Here is a 19526-nt window from a genome sequence, read left to right as displayed (position 1 = left end):
AGTACGAACGTAGCATTCGGGCAGTCGAGGACGATCGGTATCGTTCTCAGTAGTCGGTGCTGGTGACGACCTCGTCATTGCTGTGTATCACGGGCGAGCAGTCGTCGGGGTACGTGAGCTCGGTCAGGTCGCCGTCGTAGGTGTACGTGTCGCGTCCGTCGCCGCTCACGGCACCGGAGACGGTGGGGCTGTCGACGATGGCCCGTTCCTCGTCGATTTCGATTATTCCCCGGATCGAACCGCTGACCGAGAACTCGTAGGGAGTGTACTCGCCATCGCCGGCGATCGTCAGCGTTCGATCGGGACGCCGGCCGACGTGGGCGGCCTCCCCATCGATGGTGACGTTGATCTCGCCGGGTCGATCGAAGTCGAACGACTGGAGGAAGCCGTCGTAGACGTATGCGTCCGTTCCGGACCGGACCGCACCGCCAGTGCCGAAGTCGGTGGTCTGGTCGCTGTCGTTGACGCTTGCATCGCAGGCGTCACTCTGGCTGGCGGTCCCCTTCCCGATGACGAACGAGTAGGGAGTGGTCGTGCCGAACCCCTCGATGACGAGCGTGTGATCGGGGCGGTTCCCGACGTGTGCTGGCTCGCCATCGAGCAGGACGTTGATCTCGCCCAAACCATCGAAATCGAACGAGGAGAGCTCCCCGGTGAACGTGTAGGCGTCTTTCCCATCGCCGACCGCTCCGTGGGCGCTCCGACCGACGATCCGGTCGCTACGATCGATCGTTGCGCCGTCGGCCGTGCTCTTTTCGAGGTCGCCACCGACGGTGAACGAGTAGGTGGTCGGCGGGCCGAAGCCGTCGACGGTGAGCGTGTGCGTGTCGGGGGCCGCGCTTGCGCTGCCGAGCGTGCCGAGTCCGGCGATCCCCGCTGCTCCCGCCGCGAGGAACCGACGCCGTGTCGTATCCACGGCGGGCGATGGATCGGAAGCCTGTGCCCTCCCCACCTCGTGACGGGATGCAGTGAATTGCGTCACTAGTAAGCAGTCAGAAGGGTTTGCAATAAGTCTTGTGTATGTGTATCATACACACAGTACAGTTTTCGCGAGTCTCGCCCTCATCAGATCGGTTCTTGGTGTTCTCGAAAGGATATGCAACGGTGATCGACGAACTGTCCCAGGCTCGCAGGATTTTTGCCGGCAATCGTCGGTAGATGAGTCGTGTAGATAGGTGTGGTCGCTACGATTGGGTGTCGTCTGCCGGCACGTAACGGCCGGCGAGGCGTCCAACACCAGCGACGATGGCGACGGGGATGGCCAGGATGACGAGCAAACCGACGAAGTCGGTCAGACGAGTGCTCAGACTGTTCGCTTCCCACGTCGAACTGAACGGGATCAGCGCATACAGCAGGAGGGCAAGCGCGATCCCATAGGCGGCTTTCGAGACGGCCTCCTGGACGGTCCGCCGTCGGGCAAAGTAGATCGTCGTGCCGAGCCACACGAGGAAGCCGGTGGCAACGCCGAGCGCGGCCGACAGCATTCCGGTGACGAAGAGCAACAGCAGGACGCCAACAACGAACCCACCGACGAGGCCCACTACGGCGGTCAGGAACGTGCTCCCTGCTCCGTCGGGATCGAGTAGTGGTTTTTCACCAGTGGTGGTGTTTTCGACCGGTGTGGATGCGTGCGACGGTGACGATCGCTGCGTGTCGCCGCGCTGCTCGTCAGTGCCAAGGATCGTGTCCTCGGAGTAATCGGTCAGATCGGCCGAACAGTACATACAGAAGGCCGATGTCATACCGATGGGCTCGCCGCATTCCGGACAGCGCGGGTCGACGGAGCTCATCGAACCCATCCACGGTTCACCGTCCGTCCACGAGAGTTGTGTGACCTATCTGTTGTGCGTATCAAGGGCCTTCAGAGCGTTCCTCTCGTGGTACGATTACACTCTATAAGACGGTACTGTTTCGATCGAATCGATCCGTTTCGGACTCGGAGGCCAGAATCGGCCTCGGCCCAGCATCTGCCGATGATCAACGATACGTTCTTTTCGGGCTGGCAGTCCGTCACTCTGCAGCTTCGAACGGCCGGTCTCTGGCAGTTTCGTACCGGTACCCCAGAACGGATCTGGACATGGAGTCTGCTTTGTGCGCGGTTGCTTACCTAAATTCAGGCGCTAAGGCTCCTCCCTCAAGGAGCACGCCGGGCGGTGCGGAGAGGCCTGCGAGTAGGGAGGGGATACAGCGTTGACAAGAGCTTCGCTCTTGTGCGCGAACGAGACGCTTCGCGTCTCGTCAACGCCGTCATCATCTGACCGTCCGTGGTTTCGGCGCGTCGGCTGGCCGGACCACGAGCGATAGTCTTATTTGTATCTACTACGTAGATACAGGCGATGGACCGGCACGAGATAGAAGGTCACGAAGTCGTGGAGAAAACCGTGAAGCCCACCGGCAACGGCGCTCACGTCTACCTCCCGAAGTCGTGGATAGGAGCGACCGTCAAGGTCGTCCGCACCTCCGAACTCGACACCGATTCTGACGAGTAGACCATACAGATGCTCAACTACAGGTTCCGGCTCAATCCCACGTCCAACCAACGCGAGCAGTTAGCGTGGACGCTGGACACCTGCCGACAGGTCTACAACCACTTTCTCCACCGACTGAATCGGGTCGAGAGCACGTCGTCGTACAAAGAGCAAAAGCGCCTGCCGAAGCTCAAAGAATGGTGGACCGACCTCAAATCGGTCCACTCCAAAGTGCTTCAGAAGGTCGTCCAACGTCTGTACGACAACCTCTCAACGCTGAAAGGCCTCAAAGAGAACGGCCACCGCGTCGGCCACCTTCGGTGGAAGGGTGCGGGATACTACCACTCGTTCACGTACAGCCAGTCCGGTTTCAAGCTCGACAAAAAGAGCGACCGCGACGAACTGTACCTCTCGAAGATTGGCAGCATCCCCGTGGTCGCACACCGCGACCTCCCGACCGACGCAACCGTGAAAACCGTCACGGTCAAACGCGAACCCACTGGGAAGTGGTACGCCGTTCTGTCGGTCGAAACACCCAACGAACCACCCGCAAAACCAGAGAAACCCGAGAACATCGTCGGTATCGATATGGGCATCCTGAAGTTCGCCCACGACACGGACGGTACGGCGGTCGGGTCGCTCGACCTCTCGCACGAACGCGAGCGGCTGGAACACGAACAACGTGTCCTTTCGCGCCGCGACCACGGGTCGAACAACTGGGAGAAACAGCGGCGAAAGGTCGCTCGCCGTCACGCCGACCTCAAGCGAAAGCGCCGGGATTTCCTCCACAAGTTGTCGAACTACTACGCTCGTGAGTACGACCTCGTGGCGGTCGAAGACCTCAACGCGAAGGGACTGATGGAACTCGACGGCAACAGTCGGAACCGGGCATCGGCAGCGTGGGGAACGTTCCGGCGGATGCTGGCGTACAAGTGCGAACGCGAAGGCACATACTTCGCAGAGGTCCGGCCCCACGGAACCACGAAAGAGTGCGCCCGATGTGGCGCGAAGACGGACAAGCCGTTGTGGGTGCGCGAACACTCGTGTCCGGCGTGTGGCTTCACCGCCGACAGAGACGAGAACGCCGCGTGGAACGTCCTTCAGCGCGGCCTCACGAAAATAGGCATGGGCAATGCCGAATCAATGCCTGCGGAGACTGTGGTCCCTACGGCGACCGCCTTTCAGCCGGTCGCTGCAAACCACGTCGCGGAAACAGGAAGCCCCACCCTCAAGCGCGAGCCGTCAGGCGAGCGGTAGGGTGGGAGGATGTCACGAGACGCCCGCCGCGGTCACGATCTCTCGGCGCACGACGAATCGGATCGTTCGTGTCATCGCCGAAACGACCGATGTGTTTCGTTGACCGGCTCTCTTGGGTCCTGTTCGGTCAGTCCTCCGATAGCGGGAGAAGCAAGGGACATTCGTCCGAAGATCGGCGATGATCGTTCCCCTGAACACACCTATCAACCGATCGTTGGTGGGATTACTCCATATATCCAAGCTGCTTGAGTCGGTCCGAGACCTGTTCGGAGTGTTGCTTCGTGTCGTTTCGGTCCAGCTGTATTGGATCGCGTGATTCCCACGAGGGGTTCTCAGTGAAGATCGGCAGCACGTCACCGTTCATGTCCCCTGGAACGTCAGTTCCGTTCGTGACCAGTAGCGTCGGTGCGATATCGAGGATACTGATCCGGTCGATCTCACCGCGAGTGTCGAAATCGGGGCCATTGGCGACGAAGATGCCGTGTGGTGTGTTCTCCGCTGCCCAGCGGTCGGGATCGGTATGGATCGAGCCACCGCCGACTCCATCGTTGACGTGGACGCCTGGACGCTGGTCGACGACGATTTCCGGTGCTTGGTCGAGATATGGACCGGAGTAAACGTCCTCACCGCGATGGACTGCAGTAAACAGTTCCCCCTCCTCGTCCGATACCGATCGGAGAGTCCCGATGAGTTCGTCGCGGAGTGCGTCGGTCTCGAACGAGGGGTTGAGATAGACCGGGCCTTGTGAACTCGCGACGGCGCTCGTCCGATCGAGATCGATCGCTTCGAGTTTCCGTCCGCGCTTGACACCCGCTCGCTGTGGGACCAGCTGTTGAAGCCGTTCGGGAACGGCTCGTTTCAGGACGTCGACGGCACCAACACGTTTTGCGACACGCAGAACGTTCTCCCGATCGAGACCGACCGTTCGGAGGACGTCCTCGATGGTCCGTTCGCGGGACTGGTAGTCGTTCTCGGCAAGCCACTCGTTGATGTAGAACTCCGTCGTCGTCGGCGCGCTCCCGTGATCCGAGAGAACGACGAGGTTGGTGTCGTCGAGATCGTTCAGTCGTCCAAGCCACTCGTCGACGAGTTTCCACGCCCGCAGCGTTGGCTCGTCGTCCCAGAAGAAGTGATGCAGGACGTTGAGATAAAACAGCGTCACGTGCATGAAATCGAGCTCCTGCTCCTCGAACAGCCGCAGTGCGACTTCGAAGCGGCTTTCGAGCACCGAGAGAATGGCGTCGACTTCCGCACCACGTTCCTCGTTCGAGGAGAGGAGCGGTTCGGGATGGACTCGGTAATCGAACTCCTCGGTGAGCTGCTGATCGAGTCCCTCGGGGTACGTGTAGCCCGAGCTGATCGAGCGATACTCCCCCTCGACGGTGCTCGGTCCGCCGGAGACGACGACACCGTCGAGTTCACGCGGCGGATACATCGTCGGCATATTGACGACGCCCGTCGAACGGCCGGCGTCGTTGAGATAGTCCCACAGCTCCGCAGTGTGGAAATCCCGGCTGTCGGTCGTTTCGATGCGTTCGTTCGCGAGATCGACGTTTTCGAACCAGAACACGCCGAAGCCGCCGGGATCCTTACCGGAAGAATAACACTTCCAGTTCGGGAACGTCACGGGCGGGAGGCAGCTCCGGCTCTCGGCCCACACGCCGCCGGACCGAAGTGAAGCGAGATTCGGGAGCTCACCGGCCTCGATCCACGGTTCGAGCAATCGCCAGCCCGCACCGTCGAGACCGACGACGAACGTCCGTGTCATGCCAGCCATGATACTGCAACGAGGATATAGGTTCTCGTTTCACTCCTGACTCGGTGACTCGACGAGTTTCGAGAGATCCATCTTGAGGGAGGGATACCACCCGACGAGCGCCGGGAGATAGGAGCCGAGCAGTCGATCGACGAAAATCGCCGTGACGATCGCCGTACTCGGCACGCCGAGGGCGATAAACACCGCCGTCGCCGTCGCCTCGGTGACGCCGACGCCGCCCGGCGTGAGTGGTAACAGCGTGACGCTGTATGCCATGACGAGATAGAACGGAAGGAAGAGTGCTGGCTCCAGACTGACGCCGAGACTCTCGAAGATCAGCCACACTCGCAGGCCGGGGACGATCAACTGTGCAACCACGAACCCGGCCGTGTAGGAGACGATCGCAACGGGGTCGCGCAGCAGCGTGCGGAAGGTATCCGCGGATGCCGCCGAGAACTCGGGGAGTTTTTTGGCAAGTGCTGCAAGCCGATCGCCCACGATCGGAACCCGGCGAGCAATGATCTCGATCCCGCCGGCGATGCGCTCGACGGCGCTGAGATTGATACCGGCGAGCAACACAACCGTTCCGGCAGCGGCATACAGTGCGGTCGAGAGCACGAGAACGAGCGCAAGTCCCAGCGGCAGTTGGCCCACACTGAGGACGAGACCGAGGAATGCAACGAAACCATACAGAAGCGCATACAGGCCGGTGTGAACGCCCGAAACCCCGACAGCACCCGAATACGCCATGCCGGTCCGATGGTGGACGACGAACGGTGCAACGGCCCGCCCCGACAGCCGTGATGGCAGGAGATGGTTGACGAAGAGGACGATGAGACCGGTGTCGATGGCGGCCCGAAAGCGCGTGTCCTCGATCCTGTCGAGCAGCACGTGCCACATGGCAAGCGCAACGAGAAGTCCAACTCCGCTCACGGCGACGAGCGCCACGCTCGTTTCGATGGAGACGGAAGCGAACAGCGATACCGTGCGCTCCCATTCGACCTGTCCAAGCACCCATGCGAGCGTGAGCGCCCCAAGGAGATACTGGGCCACTCTGAACAGCCGTTTTCGGTGTTTTGCGTCCACCACGCTACCGTCCTCCAACGGCCGTGTCGCGGGCGGTACTGCTGGCCGCGCCGTCGCTATCGGTCGCGCTCTCGACGGCCGACCGTGCGGTGACGAACTCGAACGGACCGTCGAGTATCCTGAGCAGTGAGCGGCGCATCCAGCTGCCGGTGTGCCAGTAGACCCGGTTCGGAACGCCTGCCACGTCCGGAAGGTCGGCGAACTCCCACGGATGGACGTAGAGCACCGGACAGATCCCACGACGGGCGAGCAGTCGCATGCCGACGGTCGTATACCGGGGGCCGAAAAATCGGAGCCAGGTACCCGTGAGTGGGAGGCGTATCCCGGGGAAGGTACTCACCGGCAGTTCGGTGATCGTGGGGGGAGCAGCCGACTGCACCTGCGTCGCCGGCACGGGGCTGTCGATATCGTGTTCGCCGCCGTACCAGCCCGGAATCGACCGACACGGAACGATGCTGGAATCGTACTCGTAGCCGGCTGCCGCGAGCATCGAGAAGTGATCCCCAGCAGTGTCGAACGACGGCGCGCGAAATCCCGTGACCGACGTTCCCGTCACGTCTTCGAGGAGCGCCCGAGAGCGATCGATTTCCTCGCGACGCTCGCGCTCGTCCAGCGTCGTGAGATGGCGATGGCGGTGAGTGTGGGAGGCGATCTCGTGACCGGCAGCGGCGACCCGTTCGACACAGTCGGGATGGCGCTCGGCGATGTCGCTAACCACGAAGAACGTCGTCGATACGTCGTAGTCGTCGAAGACGGCAAGGAGATCGTCGACAGCAGCGAGACCGATATCGTCTCGCTCGGTCCGCCCGCGTGCGTTCCGGTAGGCTGGAAGATGGGTGAAGAATTCGAGATCGACCGAGAGAACGGCCGGCGAGTCAGTCATCGATCAGTCGATACTGGTTTAGCGGTCGGCATAACTCATGTGCTTTGTCAGTGTCGACACCAGCGGGTCTGGCAGCAGCCACCACCGGGCAGAACGGGACTGCAGCCACAAGCGCTAATAGTCATGTCGTCGAGAGACCGAACAGGCAACAATGCCGGTGTGGGAAGCAGGCCTACAGACTGCAAACGGACCCGTGTTGCAAGCCTTCGGTCTCGACAGTGGCACGCTCACCGCGTTCCTCATCGGCCTCGCCGTCGTGATTTTCCTCTGGGGGTTCGAGCGCTACCGAACCACGTTCTCGCGGCAGGAGTTCCTGATCGCGATCACCCTCTCGCTCGGCGTGTTCGCCGCCGGGGCGTTTCCAGCCGTGTACAGTGCCCTCGCGGCGGCGTTTCACGTCGAACGCCGGTCGCTCATCGTGTCGTTGCTCGCCAACAGCGCGCTGGTGCTGCTCGTCCTGTATCTGTTGGCACAGGTGCGGAGCAACCAACTGTCGATCACCGAACTCACGCGGGATCTCGCAGTGGAGCGAGCCACCGAGACAGCCAGTAGCGACACCAGCACGGAACGAACGGTCTGTGTGGTGATTCCCGCCTACAACGAGGCCGAAAGCATCCGAAACGTCGTCAGTTCGCTACCGAAATCGGTCCACGACTACGCGGTCGAAACGCTCGTCGTCTCCGATGGATCGACCGATGGAACGGTCGATCGGGTTGCGACGACCGCGGCGACTGCCGTCGAGCATCCGCTCAATCAGGGACAGGGCGGCGCACTCAAGACGGGCTTCGAACTCGCCCAGCAACGCGGTGCGAACATCGTCGTCACGATCGACGCCGATGGCCAACATCCGATCGAACAGCTCGACGCGCTCGTCGCGCCGATCGCCGCTGATGAAGCGGATTACGTGGTCGGATCACGGTATGCAGGCGTCGATGAATCAGGGAACGGTGTCGCTCGCCGAGCGGGAATTAGACTGTTCACGAAAGTGATCAACGTGATCACCAAGTCGGACATGACCGACTGCACGAACGGATTTCGCGCGATTCGTGGGTCAAAGCTCGGCGACCTCACACTCACCGAAGAGCGGTTCAGTGCGCCCGAACTGATCATCGAAGCCCGCAAGAACGGGCTGCGGATCCGAGAGATCCCGGTCTCCATTGCACAGCGTGAAACCGGAACGACGAAAAAGCCGAAACTCGGCTACGCACTCGGCCTCGCTCGCACCATCTTCACCACGTGGATCCGATAGCCGAACGTGATCGAGACGACTCGGTCGTCAGTCTGATAGCAACGTCGATGGAACGAAACCACGATCCATGACCGTTTCACCAATGCACTGTCGACCAGCAAACCAGTGATGGAGACGGACTCACGACCGCTGTTCTCGCTCGTATTTCTCACGTGGAACGCGGGAGAGGCGATCCTCCGGACGCTCGAATCGGTCGAGCAACAGTCGTTTACCGACTACGAGATCGTCGTCGTGGACAACAACAGCCAGGACGACACGCTGCAGTTGCTTCGGAACGCCCACTCAGGGGACGATTCGGTACGGATAGTCGAAAACGAGCAAAATCGAGGCTTCAGCCGGGGCATCAACCGAGGCATCCGCGAAAGCGATGGGCAGTACATCTGCTGTTACAATCACGATACGCTGTTCCCCGACGGATACTTGCGGACGCTTTCCGAGCGAGTCACGCCGGACGCGGTATGGACGACGGCCCGGCGCAACTACCGCGTGTCGTCGGAACGGACGTGCGTACGCCTCCTCTCACAGTATCGGTTTACGCTCCCGTATCGCGTCGATTCGCTGTCCGGGGTTGCCGAGGTGAACTACGTTCCCGGTGATGGCGTGATCGTTCCCCGAGGGATATATCGGGACGTGCTTTCGGGGCAGGTGTTCGATCCGGCGATGCCGCTGCGCGTCGAGGACGTCGATCTATCGTTGCGGCTTGCCGATGCCGGCGTCCCGATGCGAGCGATACTGGACACACAGTCGATCCACCCGGACAACGACGATATGTACGCCCCGAGCGTTCGAAATTTCGTCACCTTGGCGAAGATGATCCGGGCGCGCGTCGTCGTGCATCGGAAAAACACCGATTCACTGCTGCCAATCGTCATTGCAGCCAGCAGTATCGTTCTCAATCCGCTGGTGATTTACTGCACTGCCTACCCTCGTTCGGCCGACGCGTTCCTCAATGTGACGTCCGTATCGTGACGAGTCGTCGACAGCGATGGACTCGTTACCAGTGAACGAGACCGACTCCCCCGCGATCCTGCTGTGGATCGGCAACGATCTCGGTCGTCTCGTACTCCTCACGGAGTTCGTGCCAAAATCGGTCGACCTCGCAGTCGGGGTCGTGGTCGATAGTGACGATATCGTGGAACGCGATGAGTCCGCCGTCGGCGACGAACGGTGAATACCGCTCGAAGTCGTCTTTGACACCGTCGTAGGTGTGATCGCCGTCGATAAACAGGAAGTCGATGGCATCACCATCGAGAATCTCCTCGACGTGGCGAGCGGTCGCCGGTGAGTGGGAATCGCCGCGGAGAAATGCCTGGTCGACGTCCGGACGGTCACAGACGTCACGAAGGAACTCGGCTCGTCTGAGCGAGTGCCCGCCGCCGAAACGGCCGCCGGGAAGGTCGATGCTGAGGTAGTTCGAGGCAGCGAGATACTGCGCCCAAACGTAGTAGCTCCCGCCGCGAGCGGTGCCGATTTCACACACCGTCTCGGGATCGCTTGCAGCGACCGCTTCGACGAAGTCCCGGAGCTCCGAACGGATCTGCATCGGCTCGATGGATCGATACGCACCGTAGCCCCGATAGTCGTACGCCGTGTCGATGACATCGGTGAGGTCGTCCTCGGACGATTGGTAGCCACGCAGCTCTCGGACGGACAGCGCTCGACAGAGGGTATCGCCGATGGCGGGGAGTGCATTGCCCACGTCCCGCTCGACCTTTTCGAGACCGCGGTGAAAGACCGAATCGAACCCGTCGCGACGGTAGAGTCGGCTTGCACCGGTTAGATACGATCTGAGAGCCATACGAACATCACTACCGCCTCCCGTGATGGTTCTTTCTAGATGGAAACAATCCGACCACCGATTTCGATCTCGAAAATCGGACGAAAGTCGGTCTACAGGAAATACAGCGAGAGTGCCTCGCGGCTTGACCGCGAGGGTGAATCGCGTAAGTGTAGCTTCAACCCTCGATTTGAGGGCTTACCGTAAATTTTACTGTAAAACGCTTTCGTCTACCTCGTCCACACGTTCGGCGAGGAGTTGAACAAGCTCTCGTATAGTGATTTCATCTTCTTGAATAAGTGTTGTATCGGCAGCATACTTGATTGCTTCAGCGTAGCTGGAGCAATCATGACGCACCATGATCCGAGTGAGTTTGGCAGCTAATCTGTCACTAACCGTGATTGTCGTGTAGCCCTCTGGAGGCATGAACGATCTACGGGCCAGTTTACGGTATAACTTACGGTAAACTGGCTAGTTCACGGTTGAAGCTACAGTAAGCTTTATTATTTGTCTGGACCTTTGTTCGGACGTGATGGGCCACGTGGCCCGCCAGAACGTAAGTACGGGAGGTTGAACAAACCCCCGGCGTTCGGTGTGGCGCGTTCCAGAACGCCCATCCAGCAAGATAGGGCCGGGACGGTCCGAATCTCCCAGCAAGGGACAACGCCCGTAGAGTCCGGAACCGCTCTGTCGTCCTCGGCTGGACGATGGAAGTTCCGACGCCGAAGCAGGAAGCCTCGGGGCTTGACCCCGAGGCAGGTTCACGGAGCCGCCGTCGAACCGAGTTTTCGGAGGACTGCGAGGCCACTACACTCAGGATACTGTTCGAAGACAAAGTCATCCAGGACAGTGACGAACGATTCGGTTTCGTCGAGGTCGCAGTCGAAGTGGCCCTCGATCGCTCGAATGACGCCGCGATTCGCGATCGGGCTCAACCCTCTCGTCCGGTCGTTTCGCCGATAGAACCGCTGCATATTGGTGTCGTGAAAGAGGACGACTGCGTTCTCGCTGAGATGGGGAAACCACGCCTCGATCTCGGCGAGCGTGTGCTCGTAGCGATGGCTCGTGTCCACGAACAGGACGTCGATGGCGGGATCGACGTCGTTCTCGTCACACCAGCCCTCGAACTCCGCTGCGAAATCGATATCATCGGCGTTGACGAACTGCCAGTCGTCGTAGTCGGTGGTGTAGGACGTTTCCTCGATGTCGACGCTCACCACGTCGGCGTCAGTGAGGCGTGCAACGCGCTCGAAGACGAACGTCGATTCGCCACTACGGACGCCGCATTCGACGATGGTGTCGGGAGAGACCTGCATCGCCTCGACGAACAGTCGTTCGAGGTGGTCACTGATGTCGGTCGGTTCCTGCGAGTGACGTCGTACCGCACGAAACTCGTGGTGGTCGGTTGGGGGGTCGTACGGTGCGGATCGGTAGAGCCGGTTGTATCGGTCGATCGCCGTTCGAACCCAATCGAGAACCCCACTTCGGCGAAGCGAGCGGCGAAGCAGGCCTTCGTCCGGCATACGCCTATCGCGAACGGGCAAGGAGAATAAACTACCTGTCCGACGATCTTCGATGTCCATCGACATCGCTCCGGAGTATTTATACGCACAGCATTGGACGTCTGGACAGCCATGATAGAGGGAGTTACAGCGCGCGATCTGCAGGTCAACGCGGACGAGCGCGGCCATCTCGTCGAGATCTTCCGCGAGGACTGGGAGCTGTACGACCCCGATCCGGCGATGAGTTACTACTCGATGAGCTATCCGGGCGTCGTCCGCGCGTGGCACCGCCACGAGCGGGGCCAGATAGACCACTTCGTCTGTCCGACGGGACGCATCAAGGTCGCCATCTACGACGATCGTGAACCGTCACCGACGCAGGGAGAGCTCGACACGTTCGTCATCGGTGAACACAACCAGCGAGTCGTCCGTATCCCCGGCGATTGCTGGCACGGGTTCAAGACGATCGGGGACGAACCCGCGTTGCTGATCAACTTCCCGACGAACCTCTACGACTACGACGACCCCGACGAGGAGCGGCTACCGCCCGATACCGACGAAATCCCGTACGATTGGGACGAGACGCTGCAGGGATAGACGGGTCGTCTCGATGGGCGACTCGGAGTGTACTGTCGGACGAAAGTACGTGAAGACCGGATCGCGAAACGCCACTGCAACGAGCGACGTTACACCTCGCGGGTTCCAATCAGTTCCGTCCGACAGTCTGTTCGACCGTTCGTTCGAGACCCTCTTCGAACGACCACTCCGGTTCCCAGCCGAGCGTCGCCATCTTGCTCGCATCGAGTGCGTACCGCTCGTCGTGACCGGGGCGATCCTCGACGAACTCGATGAGGGTTTCGGGTGCTCCCACGGCATCGAGCACCGTCCGAGCGACGTCGAGGTTCGTCCGTTCGTCACCGCTGCCGACGTTGTATATCTCACCGGTCGTTCCCTCGTCGAGAACCGTCCGGATCGCGCGACAGTTGTCCTGCACGTAGGTCCACTCGCGAATGTTCGACCCGTCGCCATAGATCGGGAGCGACTCCTCGCGTGCCGCGCGGTCGATGAGTTTGGGGATGAGTTTCTCCGAGTGCTGGTGCGGCCCGAAATTGTTCGACGAACGGGTGACGAGCACCGGCAGGTCATACGTGGAGTGGTAGCTCAACGCGAGCAGATCCGCACCCGCCTTCGTGGCGGCGTAGGGATTTCTGGGATCGAGTGGGTCCGTCTCGGTGAACTTCCCGTCGCGGATCTCACCGTAGACCTCGTCGGTCGATATCTGGACGAATCGATCGATATCGGCGTCCCGTGCGGCGTCGAGAAGCGTCCGCGTTCCCTGAACGTTCGTCGCAACGAACGGTTCGGCCGAGTCGATCGAGCGGTCGACGTGTGATTCGGCGGCGAAGTTCACGACGCTATCGACCTCTTCGAAGAGTTCCGCAACCAACGACTGATCCCGAATATCGCCGTCGACGAAATCGTGGCGCGGATGGTCGAGGACGGCATCGAGATGACGCATCGAACCGGCATACGTGAGCGCATCGAGAGTGATGACCGATCGGTTCGTTGCGTCGAGGAGATGGCGAACGAAGTTCGAGCCGATGAACCCTGCACCACCGGTGACGAGCACGCTCATGGAGGCACGTCGGTGACAGTATGTATTTAGGTTTTCATCGGCTGTACCGCGTATGCAGCTGCTCGTCGTTGGGGCGAACGGACTTCTCGGAAGCAATGTGATCGCGAAAGCGCTTGCACGCGATTGGGAGTGTACCGGAACGTATCACTCGACCGATCCCACGTTCGACATCCCGCTGCACGAGTTGGATGTCCGGGACACCGATCGGTTCACCACGATACTCGATGCGAACGAGTTCGATACCGTTCTCAACTGTGCGGCCATGACCGATGTGGACGGCTGTGAAGAGAATCCGGAGCACGCCCACGCCATCAACGGGGCAGCACCCGGTGAACTGGCGCGTGTCTGTGCCGACCGAGATCTCGCGTTCTGTCACGTTTCGACCGATTACGTGTTCGACGGGGATGCCGAACGGAGCTACACCGAATCCGCACCGACGAATCCACAACAGGTGTATGGCGAGTCGAAACTCACCGGCGAGCGGACCGTCAGGAAGGCCCACGACGGAGCCCTTCTCGCCCGGCTTTCGTTCGTCTACGGAACCCACGGCGCTACGGGCACACTCACCGGCTTTCCAGCGTGGGTCAGCGATCGTCTCCGCAAAGCGGAGTCGATCCCGCTGTTCACGGACCAGACCGTGACGCCGAGCAGGGCCGGGCAGGCGGCCACAATGCTGATCGATCTCCTTGCAGCAGACGTCACGGGGACGGTTCATATCGCCAGTCGATCGTGTATCACGCCGTACGAATTCGGCGAGCGAATCAGGGAGCGACTCGATGCGTCACGCTCCATGGACGTGCCCGTGGAACTGTTGGCCGAAGGGTCACAGTCGGCCGTTGACCGTGCCGCAACGCGACCGCTGCACACCTGTCTCGACGTTGAGAAGGTCGAACACGTACTCGACCGTGACCAGCCAGCGCTCGCCGACGATCTCGACGCGATCGCCGATGCGCTATGACCCCTAGCGCTCCGTGCGATATCGATGGCTCGATGCGAGACGGGCCGCGAGCGTGACGGGACGCGGTCTCAGAGATCGAGATTCGAGTTCTCGCCGACGACCAGCCGGCGACCCTCGGGAAGCAGTCCGTCGGCACTGCCGATCGACGTACCACGGCCGATGAGACTGTCGACGATCTTGCCATCGGTCGCGATGGACGAGTCACCCACGATCACGCTGTTTTCGATATGGACGTTCCGAAGGGTCGAGTTCGGGCCGATCGAGGTGTACGGCCCGACGTAGGCACCGGCCTCGATCGTCGTGTCCGCGCCGATGGACACCGGGCCACGAACGACTGCCCCCTCTTCGATGGTCGCCGCGTCGTGAACGTCGAGATAGCCGGTGGTCTCCGCGTCGCTCTCGATATCGATCGGCGGCGTCTCGTCCCGCCGATCGTCGAGGACCAACCGGTTCGCTTCGAGCACGTCGGCCGGCTTGCCGGTATCCTTCCACCAACCCTCGATGACGAGCGAGTCGATCGCACGACCCTCGTCGAGCAGCGTACCGATGGCCTCGGTGATCTCATACTCGCCACGCCACGACGGTTCGAGTCGTTCGATGGCGTCGAAGACGACCGGTGAGAACACGTAGACGCCGATGAGTGCGAGATCGCTCGGCGGTTCGTCGGGCTTTTCGACGAGTCGCGTGACGTCGCCGTTCCCATCGACGTCGGCAACGCCGAACTGTTCCGGCTCCGCGACCGACTGGAGGGCGATACCCGCATCGTACTGGCCGCGCTCGAAGCTCTCGACGAGAGCGGAGATGCCCTGTTTGAGCATGTTGTCGCCGAGATAGACGACGAAATCGTCGCCATCGACGAACTCGCGCGCACAGCCGACCGCATGGGCGAGCCCGAGCGGGTCGCCCTGCACGATATACGTGATATCGACCCCGAAGTCGGCACCGTCACCGAGATAGTTCCGGATCGCCTCGCGTCCCTTGTTCCCGAGGACGACGCCGATATCGGTGATGCCAGCCGCTTTGAGGTCTTCGATGGCGTACTGGATGACGGGCTTGTTCGCCACCGGCACCAGCTGTTTCGGGCCGGTATGCGTGATCGGGCGGAGGCGGGTGCCCTTGCCTCCGGCGAGAAGTACGCCTTTCATTGCCGGCGACACGGTGAGCGAGCTAATAGGAGCGGCGGTTCCTTGCAGCCACAACGATTCACGACGACAACTGTCCATCCGATTGAGGGCTGCCGATCGGTGTGCAGAGCGATCGAGTTGCCAGCTGTCGCCGTGACAGGATGACCCGCTTTTAATACGGGTTGCTCATAAGCCGAGTCAATGCGAGGAATCGGCAGTGGACTGCTGGGTCGCGCGAAAAAGCGAGTCGGCGACGATCTCACGACCGACCCGTATCTTCGCTACGTGCTCCTCTTGGCGACGGTCCTCGCCGGATTCTGGTTCTGGCACGGGATTCCCGAGTTCGCGACGATCGACGAACGCTGGCGGCTGATCGACGCGCTCGCGGCGATCGGCACCGTCGTCGACGATCCCGGACTCGGTGCGATTCGGCCGGCGATCCTGGCACAGCAGCCTGCTGGGGCGACGCTCTACGTGAATCTGCTCGCCGTGCTCCCGGTCGCGATCGTCGCGCTCGCGACGGGACAGCTCGACGCGTTCGTCGAGTTCAATCCGCAGCTTCGAACGGCCGGTCTCTGGCAATTTCGTACCGGTACCCCCGAATGGATCTGGACATGGAGTCTGCTTTTTGCGCGACTGCTCACCGTCGTGCTTGCGGTCGGCTGTGTCTACCTTACCTACCGTCTCGGAAGGGCGATGCGCGATCGGACGACCGGACGGCTGGCAGCCGTGTTGCTCTCGCTGACGTGGGGTTTTCTCATCATGGCCCACGAGGTGAGCGAGGACATCCCGGCGTTGTTTTTCCTCCTGCTGGTGCTCTATCTCGCGCTCCGATACATCGAGACGGGCGACAGGGCAGTCTTTCTTGCCGGCTGTATAGCGGGAGGGATCGCCATCGCGTTCAAACTCACTGCCGGAACGAGCGTGATACTCCTTGGCCTCGCGTACGTCCTCCGAGCGCGGAGGCCGGGCGTGAACCCGCGCGACGCACTCTTGCAACCAGGGCTTCTCGTCATGGCGGTCGCATGCGGCGCAGGGGCGATCGTCGTCGGATTTCCCGAGGTACTCGCTGCCGGTCCCGAGGTGCTCATCGAGCGGGTTTCCGGCGGCGGTTCGCGATCGGTCGGTGTGGCTGCACCGGTCGCGCCGAGCTGGTGGTGGCTGGTGCGCGGCTATCTCAACGGCCTCGGAATTCCGTTGTTCGTCGGCGCGCTCGGTGGTATAGCGGCGGCAATCACTCGCCTGCGCGAGCGTTCGATCGAGGCGGACGCGACAGTACTGTTGCTCGTCGGGCTCGGGATGTATCTCCTCGTGTACTCCCGCTGGGGCTACGTTCGGCTGCATCACCTCCTCCTCACGTTTCCGCTGCTCGCACTCTTGCTCGCAGCCGCACTCTCGCGGCTTCGCGGTCACAGCCAGCGCATCATGTGGGCGCTCGTCGCAGTGCTGTTCGTGACGAGCAGCGCGTATGCCGGCGTCGGCGACCTTCACTACGCCACCACACCGCGTGACGAAGCGGGGGAATGGCTGAACGCGAACGCGCCCGACAACGCGACGATGGAGGTGTATCGGTCACGGTTCAGGGATGCGACGTTCCCCCGCGATATGCAGATCAGCAGCTATCGCAAAGCGCGGATGACGGCGGGTTCCGACCCACCGACGCGCGTCCAATGGATGAACAACCTCTCGACCCGGTGCCCGGAGTTCATCCAGCTCACCTACTGGGATCTCGTCCACCTCGGTACCGCGAGTCCGATCCGGGCGGAATCGGGGAGTCAGAACTCGGCCACCGATGGGTACAGACGCGGACTGCCGCCCAGATCACCGACACCGAAACGGGCTGAACACGTTCGGAGTCTGCTCACCGGACAGTACAACTACACTGTGGCAGCCGAGTTCGGCCCGCAACCCCCGATGTGGCCACAGCCACGGACCCAGACGTCGCTGTTGGACCTCCTGAAGACCGGCGTCGATCCGTGGACGATCACCTACGGCGACGATCAGGATTTCCGGACCGAACAGTACACGCTGATCTTGAACCGGACCGGACAGTGTGGATCGTCTCGGAACACGTCCCCACGCCGTCGCGCGCCCTAGCACCGTTCTGGTGACGGATTCCGCCACCAGCAAACCCCCGTTGGTGGCGTTTCTGGAATTCGGTAGCGCGCTCCAGGCGTCGATGGAAGCCCAGATCGGTTAGTCCACTACACGGTGGTGGTTCTCGGTATCGATCGTCGTGTCTGGATCGTCATGTTTGGATCGTCGTTTCAGAAACCGAGATCGAGCACTCGGTTGCCGACGAGCGACAGACAGATCACAGAGAGAAACACGACGAAAGTGCCGAACGCGATCCCCCAGCCTGCAGTCTCCGCGATCGTGCCCACGACGACGCTGCCGGTCGCACTCAGCATCATATACGTCGTCCGGACGAGACCGAACCCAGCGCCGCGTTCTTCGTTCGAGAGATTGTCCACAAAGCGTGGGAGGAGTGCTGCGCCCCAGCCCATCGAAACGCCGACGAGAACGATGCCGACGAGAAGCACCGCCAATCGCGATCCAACGAGAAGCAGCGAGAATCCGCCGATCCCGAGCACTGCACAGAGCCCCGCCGTCTCCTCGCGGCCGTACCGATCCGATAGCGAACCCACGCCGGGCTGTGTCAGCCCCTGGATGACGAAATACGCCGAGAACAGCGTGCTGGCGAACGTCACCGAGTAGCCGTGATACGCGATCAGAAACGTCGGGAGAAAGGATGCCGTCGCCTGCCAGACGAATTCGAACAGAAACGCCAGCACAGCAGTGAACGCGATCTTCCGCCGGGAGAGCAGTTCCACAACCGGTTTGAGCGCGAATCGATCCCCCATCGGCTGCTCGGGGCGTGCCGGTTCCGTTGGACGTACCTTCCATCGGAAGAGGACGAACACGGGCAACGCGGCCACGGCTCCGAGTGCGATCGCCGCTCGCCAGCCGAACCGCTGGCTGACGGCGGCCGCCGCGATCGGCGCGAGCAATCCGGCCAAGGGTGCCCCGGAGTTGTGCAGACCGATCGCGGTGCCGATGTTGTTCAGTTCGCGAGTCAGTAGCGTCGTCGCAACGCTGTAATGCAGTCCTGCAACGCCACCCAGGATCAACGTCAGAACGAGAAAGACCGGCATCGACGGCGAGAGCGCAAGCAGAGCGCTCGCAACCGTGGTCAGCCCAACTGCCACGAGGATGATGATTCGCTCGCCGTATCGGTCGGCGAGCACGCCGCTGGGGAACTGTGCGAAGGCGTACGCCATCCAGAGACCGGTCAGAGCAAGTCCGAGAACACCGGTCGACGAGCCGAACGTCTCGACGATTTCGGGGACAACCGGACTGATGACCAATCGTGCGACCATCGTCGCGAAAAACGCCAGCGTACAGAGGGCGACGAGTGTCACTCGATAGTCCCAGACTCGCTTCACCGTGTCCGGTAGCCCCGTGGGCTGGTAAAACGTACTGACTTCCACGCGGAATCCCGTAGCGGATCTCTCAAGCGATGTGTTCTGCTCTGTTGATCGACAGACAGCGAAGGGGTGGGGTAGCTGAATACAACTCTTAGCGGCTCTAACCAATGATTCGACGTGACACACGATNTGCTCTGTTGATCGACAGACAGCGAAGGGGTGGGGTAGCTGAATACAACTCTTAGCGGCTCTAACCAATGATTCGACGTGACACACGATGCAAAAACATAGATTTGCGGTTGGGTTAGAATTAACAGATTTGATAAAGATCGGCGGATGGATCGGCGTATCGCTGGTGATGCCTCTCAGACCATCTGACAGAGAAAGAGCGGGCGGCGGCGT

Annotated in this window: 17 protein-coding genes; 7 read left to right on the top strand and 10 right to left on the bottom strand. The window is 61.3% G+C overall.

The genetic code is table 11. The features are described from left to right. Positions 1–46 precede the first annotated feature (46 nt). Together C448_RS08160 and C448_RS08155 are read right to left on the bottom strand one after the other, a co-directional pair. Complete coding sequence (locus tag C448_RS08160; RefSeq protein WP_239640555.1) at positions 47–982, bottom strand: pre-peptidase; 936 nt, start codon at positions 980–982, stop codon at positions 47–49. 202 nt (positions 983–1184) lie between these two features. Next, positions 1185–1790 (bottom strand): zinc ribbon domain-containing protein, encoded by a 606-nt coding sequence (locus tag C448_RS08155; RefSeq protein ID WP_239640554.1) that lies wholly within the window; start codon positions 1788–1790, stop codon positions 1185–1187. Between the two features lie 546 nt (positions 1791–2336). Here C448_RS08155 and C448_RS15535 point away from each other — a divergent pair. Next, positions 2337–2489, top strand: a complete 153-nt coding sequence (locus C448_RS15535) for a DUF2080 family transposase-associated protein (RefSeq protein ID WP_004053736.1) — start codon at positions 2337–2339, stop codon at positions 2487–2489. A gap of 9 nt (positions 2490–2498) precedes the next feature. Continuing rightward, positions 2499–3725, top strand: coding sequence for an RNA-guided endonuclease InsQ/TnpB family protein (locus tag C448_RS08150; RefSeq protein WP_004053734.1), 1227 nt, complete (start codon positions 2499–2501; stop codon positions 3723–3725). Positions 3726–3948: 223 nt separating this feature from the next. Here C448_RS08150 and C448_RS08145 read toward each other — a convergent pair whose 3' ends face one another. Genes C448_RS08145 through C448_RS08135 form a run of 3 tightly spaced genes read right to left on the bottom strand, consistent with a single transcriptional unit; the run spans position 3949 to position 7450 of the window. Continuing rightward, on the bottom strand, positions 3949–5493 hold the full coding sequence (locus tag C448_RS08145) for an alkaline phosphatase family protein (RefSeq protein WP_004053733.1): 1545 nt from the start codon (positions 5491–5493) through the stop codon (positions 3949–3951). A 39-nt stretch (positions 5494–5532) separates the two neighbouring features. Continuing rightward, entirely contained in the window at positions 5533–6567 is a 1035-nt protein-coding gene (locus C448_RS08140; RefSeq protein ID WP_239640553.1) for a lysylphosphatidylglycerol synthase transmembrane domain-containing protein, read from the bottom strand. Positions 6568–6571: 4 nt separating this feature from the next. Continuing rightward, complete coding sequence (locus C448_RS08135; protein WP_004053728.1) at positions 6572–7450, bottom strand: polysaccharide deacetylase family protein; 879 nt, start codon at positions 7448–7450, stop codon at positions 6572–6574. Positions 7451–7601: 151 nt separating this feature from the next. Between C448_RS08135 and C448_RS08130 the strand changes: the two genes are divergently transcribed. Then, on the top strand, positions 7602–8699 hold the full coding sequence (locus C448_RS08130) for a DUF2304 family protein (RefSeq protein WP_193363122.1): 1098 nt from the start codon (positions 7602–7604) through the stop codon (positions 8697–8699). Between the two features lie 108 nt (positions 8700–8807). Then, positions 8808–9668, top strand: a complete 861-nt coding sequence (locus tag C448_RS08125; RefSeq protein ID WP_004053724.1) for a glycosyltransferase family 2 protein — start codon at positions 8808–8810, stop codon at positions 9666–9668. 25 nt (positions 9669–9693) lie between these two features. On the opposite strand, the gene C448_RS08120 is transcribed toward C448_RS08125, so the two are convergent. Continuing rightward, entirely contained in the window at positions 9694–10497 is an 804-nt protein-coding gene (locus tag C448_RS08120) for a class I SAM-dependent methyltransferase (protein ID WP_004053722.1), read from the bottom strand. 740 nt (positions 10498–11237) lie between these two features. After that, positions 11238–11999, bottom strand: coding sequence for a class I SAM-dependent methyltransferase (locus C448_RS08110; protein ID WP_004053718.1), 762 nt, complete (start codon positions 11997–11999; stop codon positions 11238–11240). 111 nt (positions 12000–12110) lie between these two features. Between C448_RS08110 and C448_RS08105 the strand changes: the two genes are divergently transcribed. Then, positions 12111–12575, top strand: a complete 465-nt coding sequence (locus C448_RS08105) for a dTDP-4-dehydrorhamnose 3,5-epimerase family protein (RefSeq protein ID WP_004053716.1) — start codon at positions 12111–12113, stop codon at positions 12573–12575. A gap of 109 nt (positions 12576–12684) precedes the next feature. Here C448_RS08105 and rfbB read toward each other — a convergent pair whose 3' ends face one another. After that, positions 12685–13614 carry a dTDP-glucose 4,6-dehydratase gene (gene rfbB, locus C448_RS08100; RefSeq protein ID WP_004053714.1) on the bottom strand — a complete coding sequence of 310 codons (930 nt, stop codon included), beginning with the start codon at positions 13612–13614 and terminating at the stop codon, positions 12685–12687. Positions 13615–13666: 52 nt separating this feature from the next. Here rfbB and C448_RS08095 point away from each other — a divergent pair, with 52 nt between their 5' ends. Next, a complete protein-coding gene (locus tag C448_RS08095; protein WP_004053713.1) occupies positions 13667–14572 on the top strand; it encodes an SDR family oxidoreductase in 906 nt (301 codons plus the stop codon). A gap of 68 nt (positions 14573–14640) precedes the next feature. Here the strand turns inward: C448_RS08095 and C448_RS08090 are convergent, their stop codons facing one another. Next, positions 14641–15717: a glucose-1-phosphate thymidylyltransferase gene (locus C448_RS08090; RefSeq protein WP_004053711.1), complete on the bottom strand. Its 1077-nt coding sequence runs from the start codon at positions 15715–15717 to the stop codon at positions 14641–14643. Positions 15718–15897: 180 nt separating this feature from the next. Here C448_RS08090 and C448_RS08085 point away from each other — a divergent pair, with 180 nt between their 5' ends. Continuing rightward, positions 15898–17793 (top strand): ArnT family glycosyltransferase, encoded by a 1896-nt coding sequence (locus C448_RS08085; protein WP_004053710.1) that lies wholly within the window; start codon positions 15898–15900, stop codon positions 17791–17793. Between the two features lie 170 nt (positions 17794–17963). On the opposite strand, the gene C448_RS08080 is transcribed toward C448_RS08085, so the two are convergent. Further along, the gene (locus C448_RS08080; protein WP_004053708.1) at positions 17964–19118 is read right to left on the bottom strand and encodes an MFS transporter; all 1155 of its coding nucleotides are present in this window, start codon (positions 19116–19118) and stop codon (positions 17964–17966) included. Positions 19119–19526 lie beyond the last annotated feature (408 nt).

Origin of the sequence: Halococcus morrhuae DSM 1307 (genome assembly GCF_000336695.1) — an archaeon.
GTDB lineage: Archaea > Halobacteriota > Halobacteria > Halobacteriales > Halococcaceae > Halococcus > Halococcus morrhuae.
The sequence above is the reverse complement of the archived record's forward strand: the minus strand, read 5'-3'. Positions and strand labels throughout refer to the sequence as shown.

Coding starts and splice junctions, on each gene's coding strand:
- C448_RS08155 (WP_239640554.1), bottom strand. CDS start 1,790: ATGAGCTCCGTCGACCCGCGCTGTCCGGAATGCGGCGAGCCCATCGGT.
- C448_RS15535 (WP_004053736.1), top strand. CDS start 2,337: ATGGACCGGCACGAGATAGAAGGTCACGAAGTCGTGGAGAAAACCGTG.
- C448_RS08150 (WP_004053734.1), top strand. CDS start 2,499: ATGCTCAACTACAGGTTCCGGCTCAATCCCACGTCCAACCAACGCGAG.
- C448_RS08145 (WP_004053733.1), bottom strand. CDS start 5,493: ATGACACGGACGTTCGTCGTCGGTCTCGACGGTGCGGGCTGGCGATTG.
- C448_RS08135 (WP_004053728.1), bottom strand. CDS start 7,450: ATGACTGACTCGCCGGCCGTTCTCTCGGTCGATCTCGAATTCTTCACC.
- C448_RS08130 (WP_193363122.1), top strand. CDS start 7,602: ATGCCGGTGTGGGAAGCAGGCCTACAGACTGCAAACGGACCCGTGTTG.
- C448_RS08125 (WP_004053724.1), top strand. CDS start 8,808: ATGGAGACGGACTCACGACCGCTGTTCTCGCTCGTATTTCTCACGTGG.
- C448_RS08120 (WP_004053722.1), bottom strand. CDS start 10,497: ATGGCTCTCAGATCGTATCTAACCGGTGCAAGCCGACTCTACCGTCGC.
- C448_RS08110 (WP_004053718.1), bottom strand. CDS start 11,999: ATGCCGGACGAAGGCCTGCTTCGCCGCTCGCTTCGCCGAAGTGGGGTT.
- C448_RS08105 (WP_004053716.1), top strand. CDS start 12,111: ATGATAGAGGGAGTTACAGCGCGCGATCTGCAGGTCAACGCGGACGAG.
- rfbB (WP_004053714.1), bottom strand. CDS start 13,614: ATGAGCGTGCTCGTCACCGGTGGTGCAGGGTTCATCGGCTCGAACTTC.
- C448_RS08095 (WP_004053713.1), top strand. CDS start 13,667: ATGCAGCTGCTCGTCGTTGGGGCGAACGGACTTCTCGGAAGCAATGTG.
- C448_RS08090 (WP_004053711.1), bottom strand. CDS start 15,717: ATGAAAGGCGTACTTCTCGCCGGAGGCAAGGGCACCCGCCTCCGCCCG.
- C448_RS08085 (WP_004053710.1), top strand. CDS start 15,898: ATGCGAGGAATCGGCAGTGGACTGCTGGGTCGCGCGAAAAAGCGAGTC.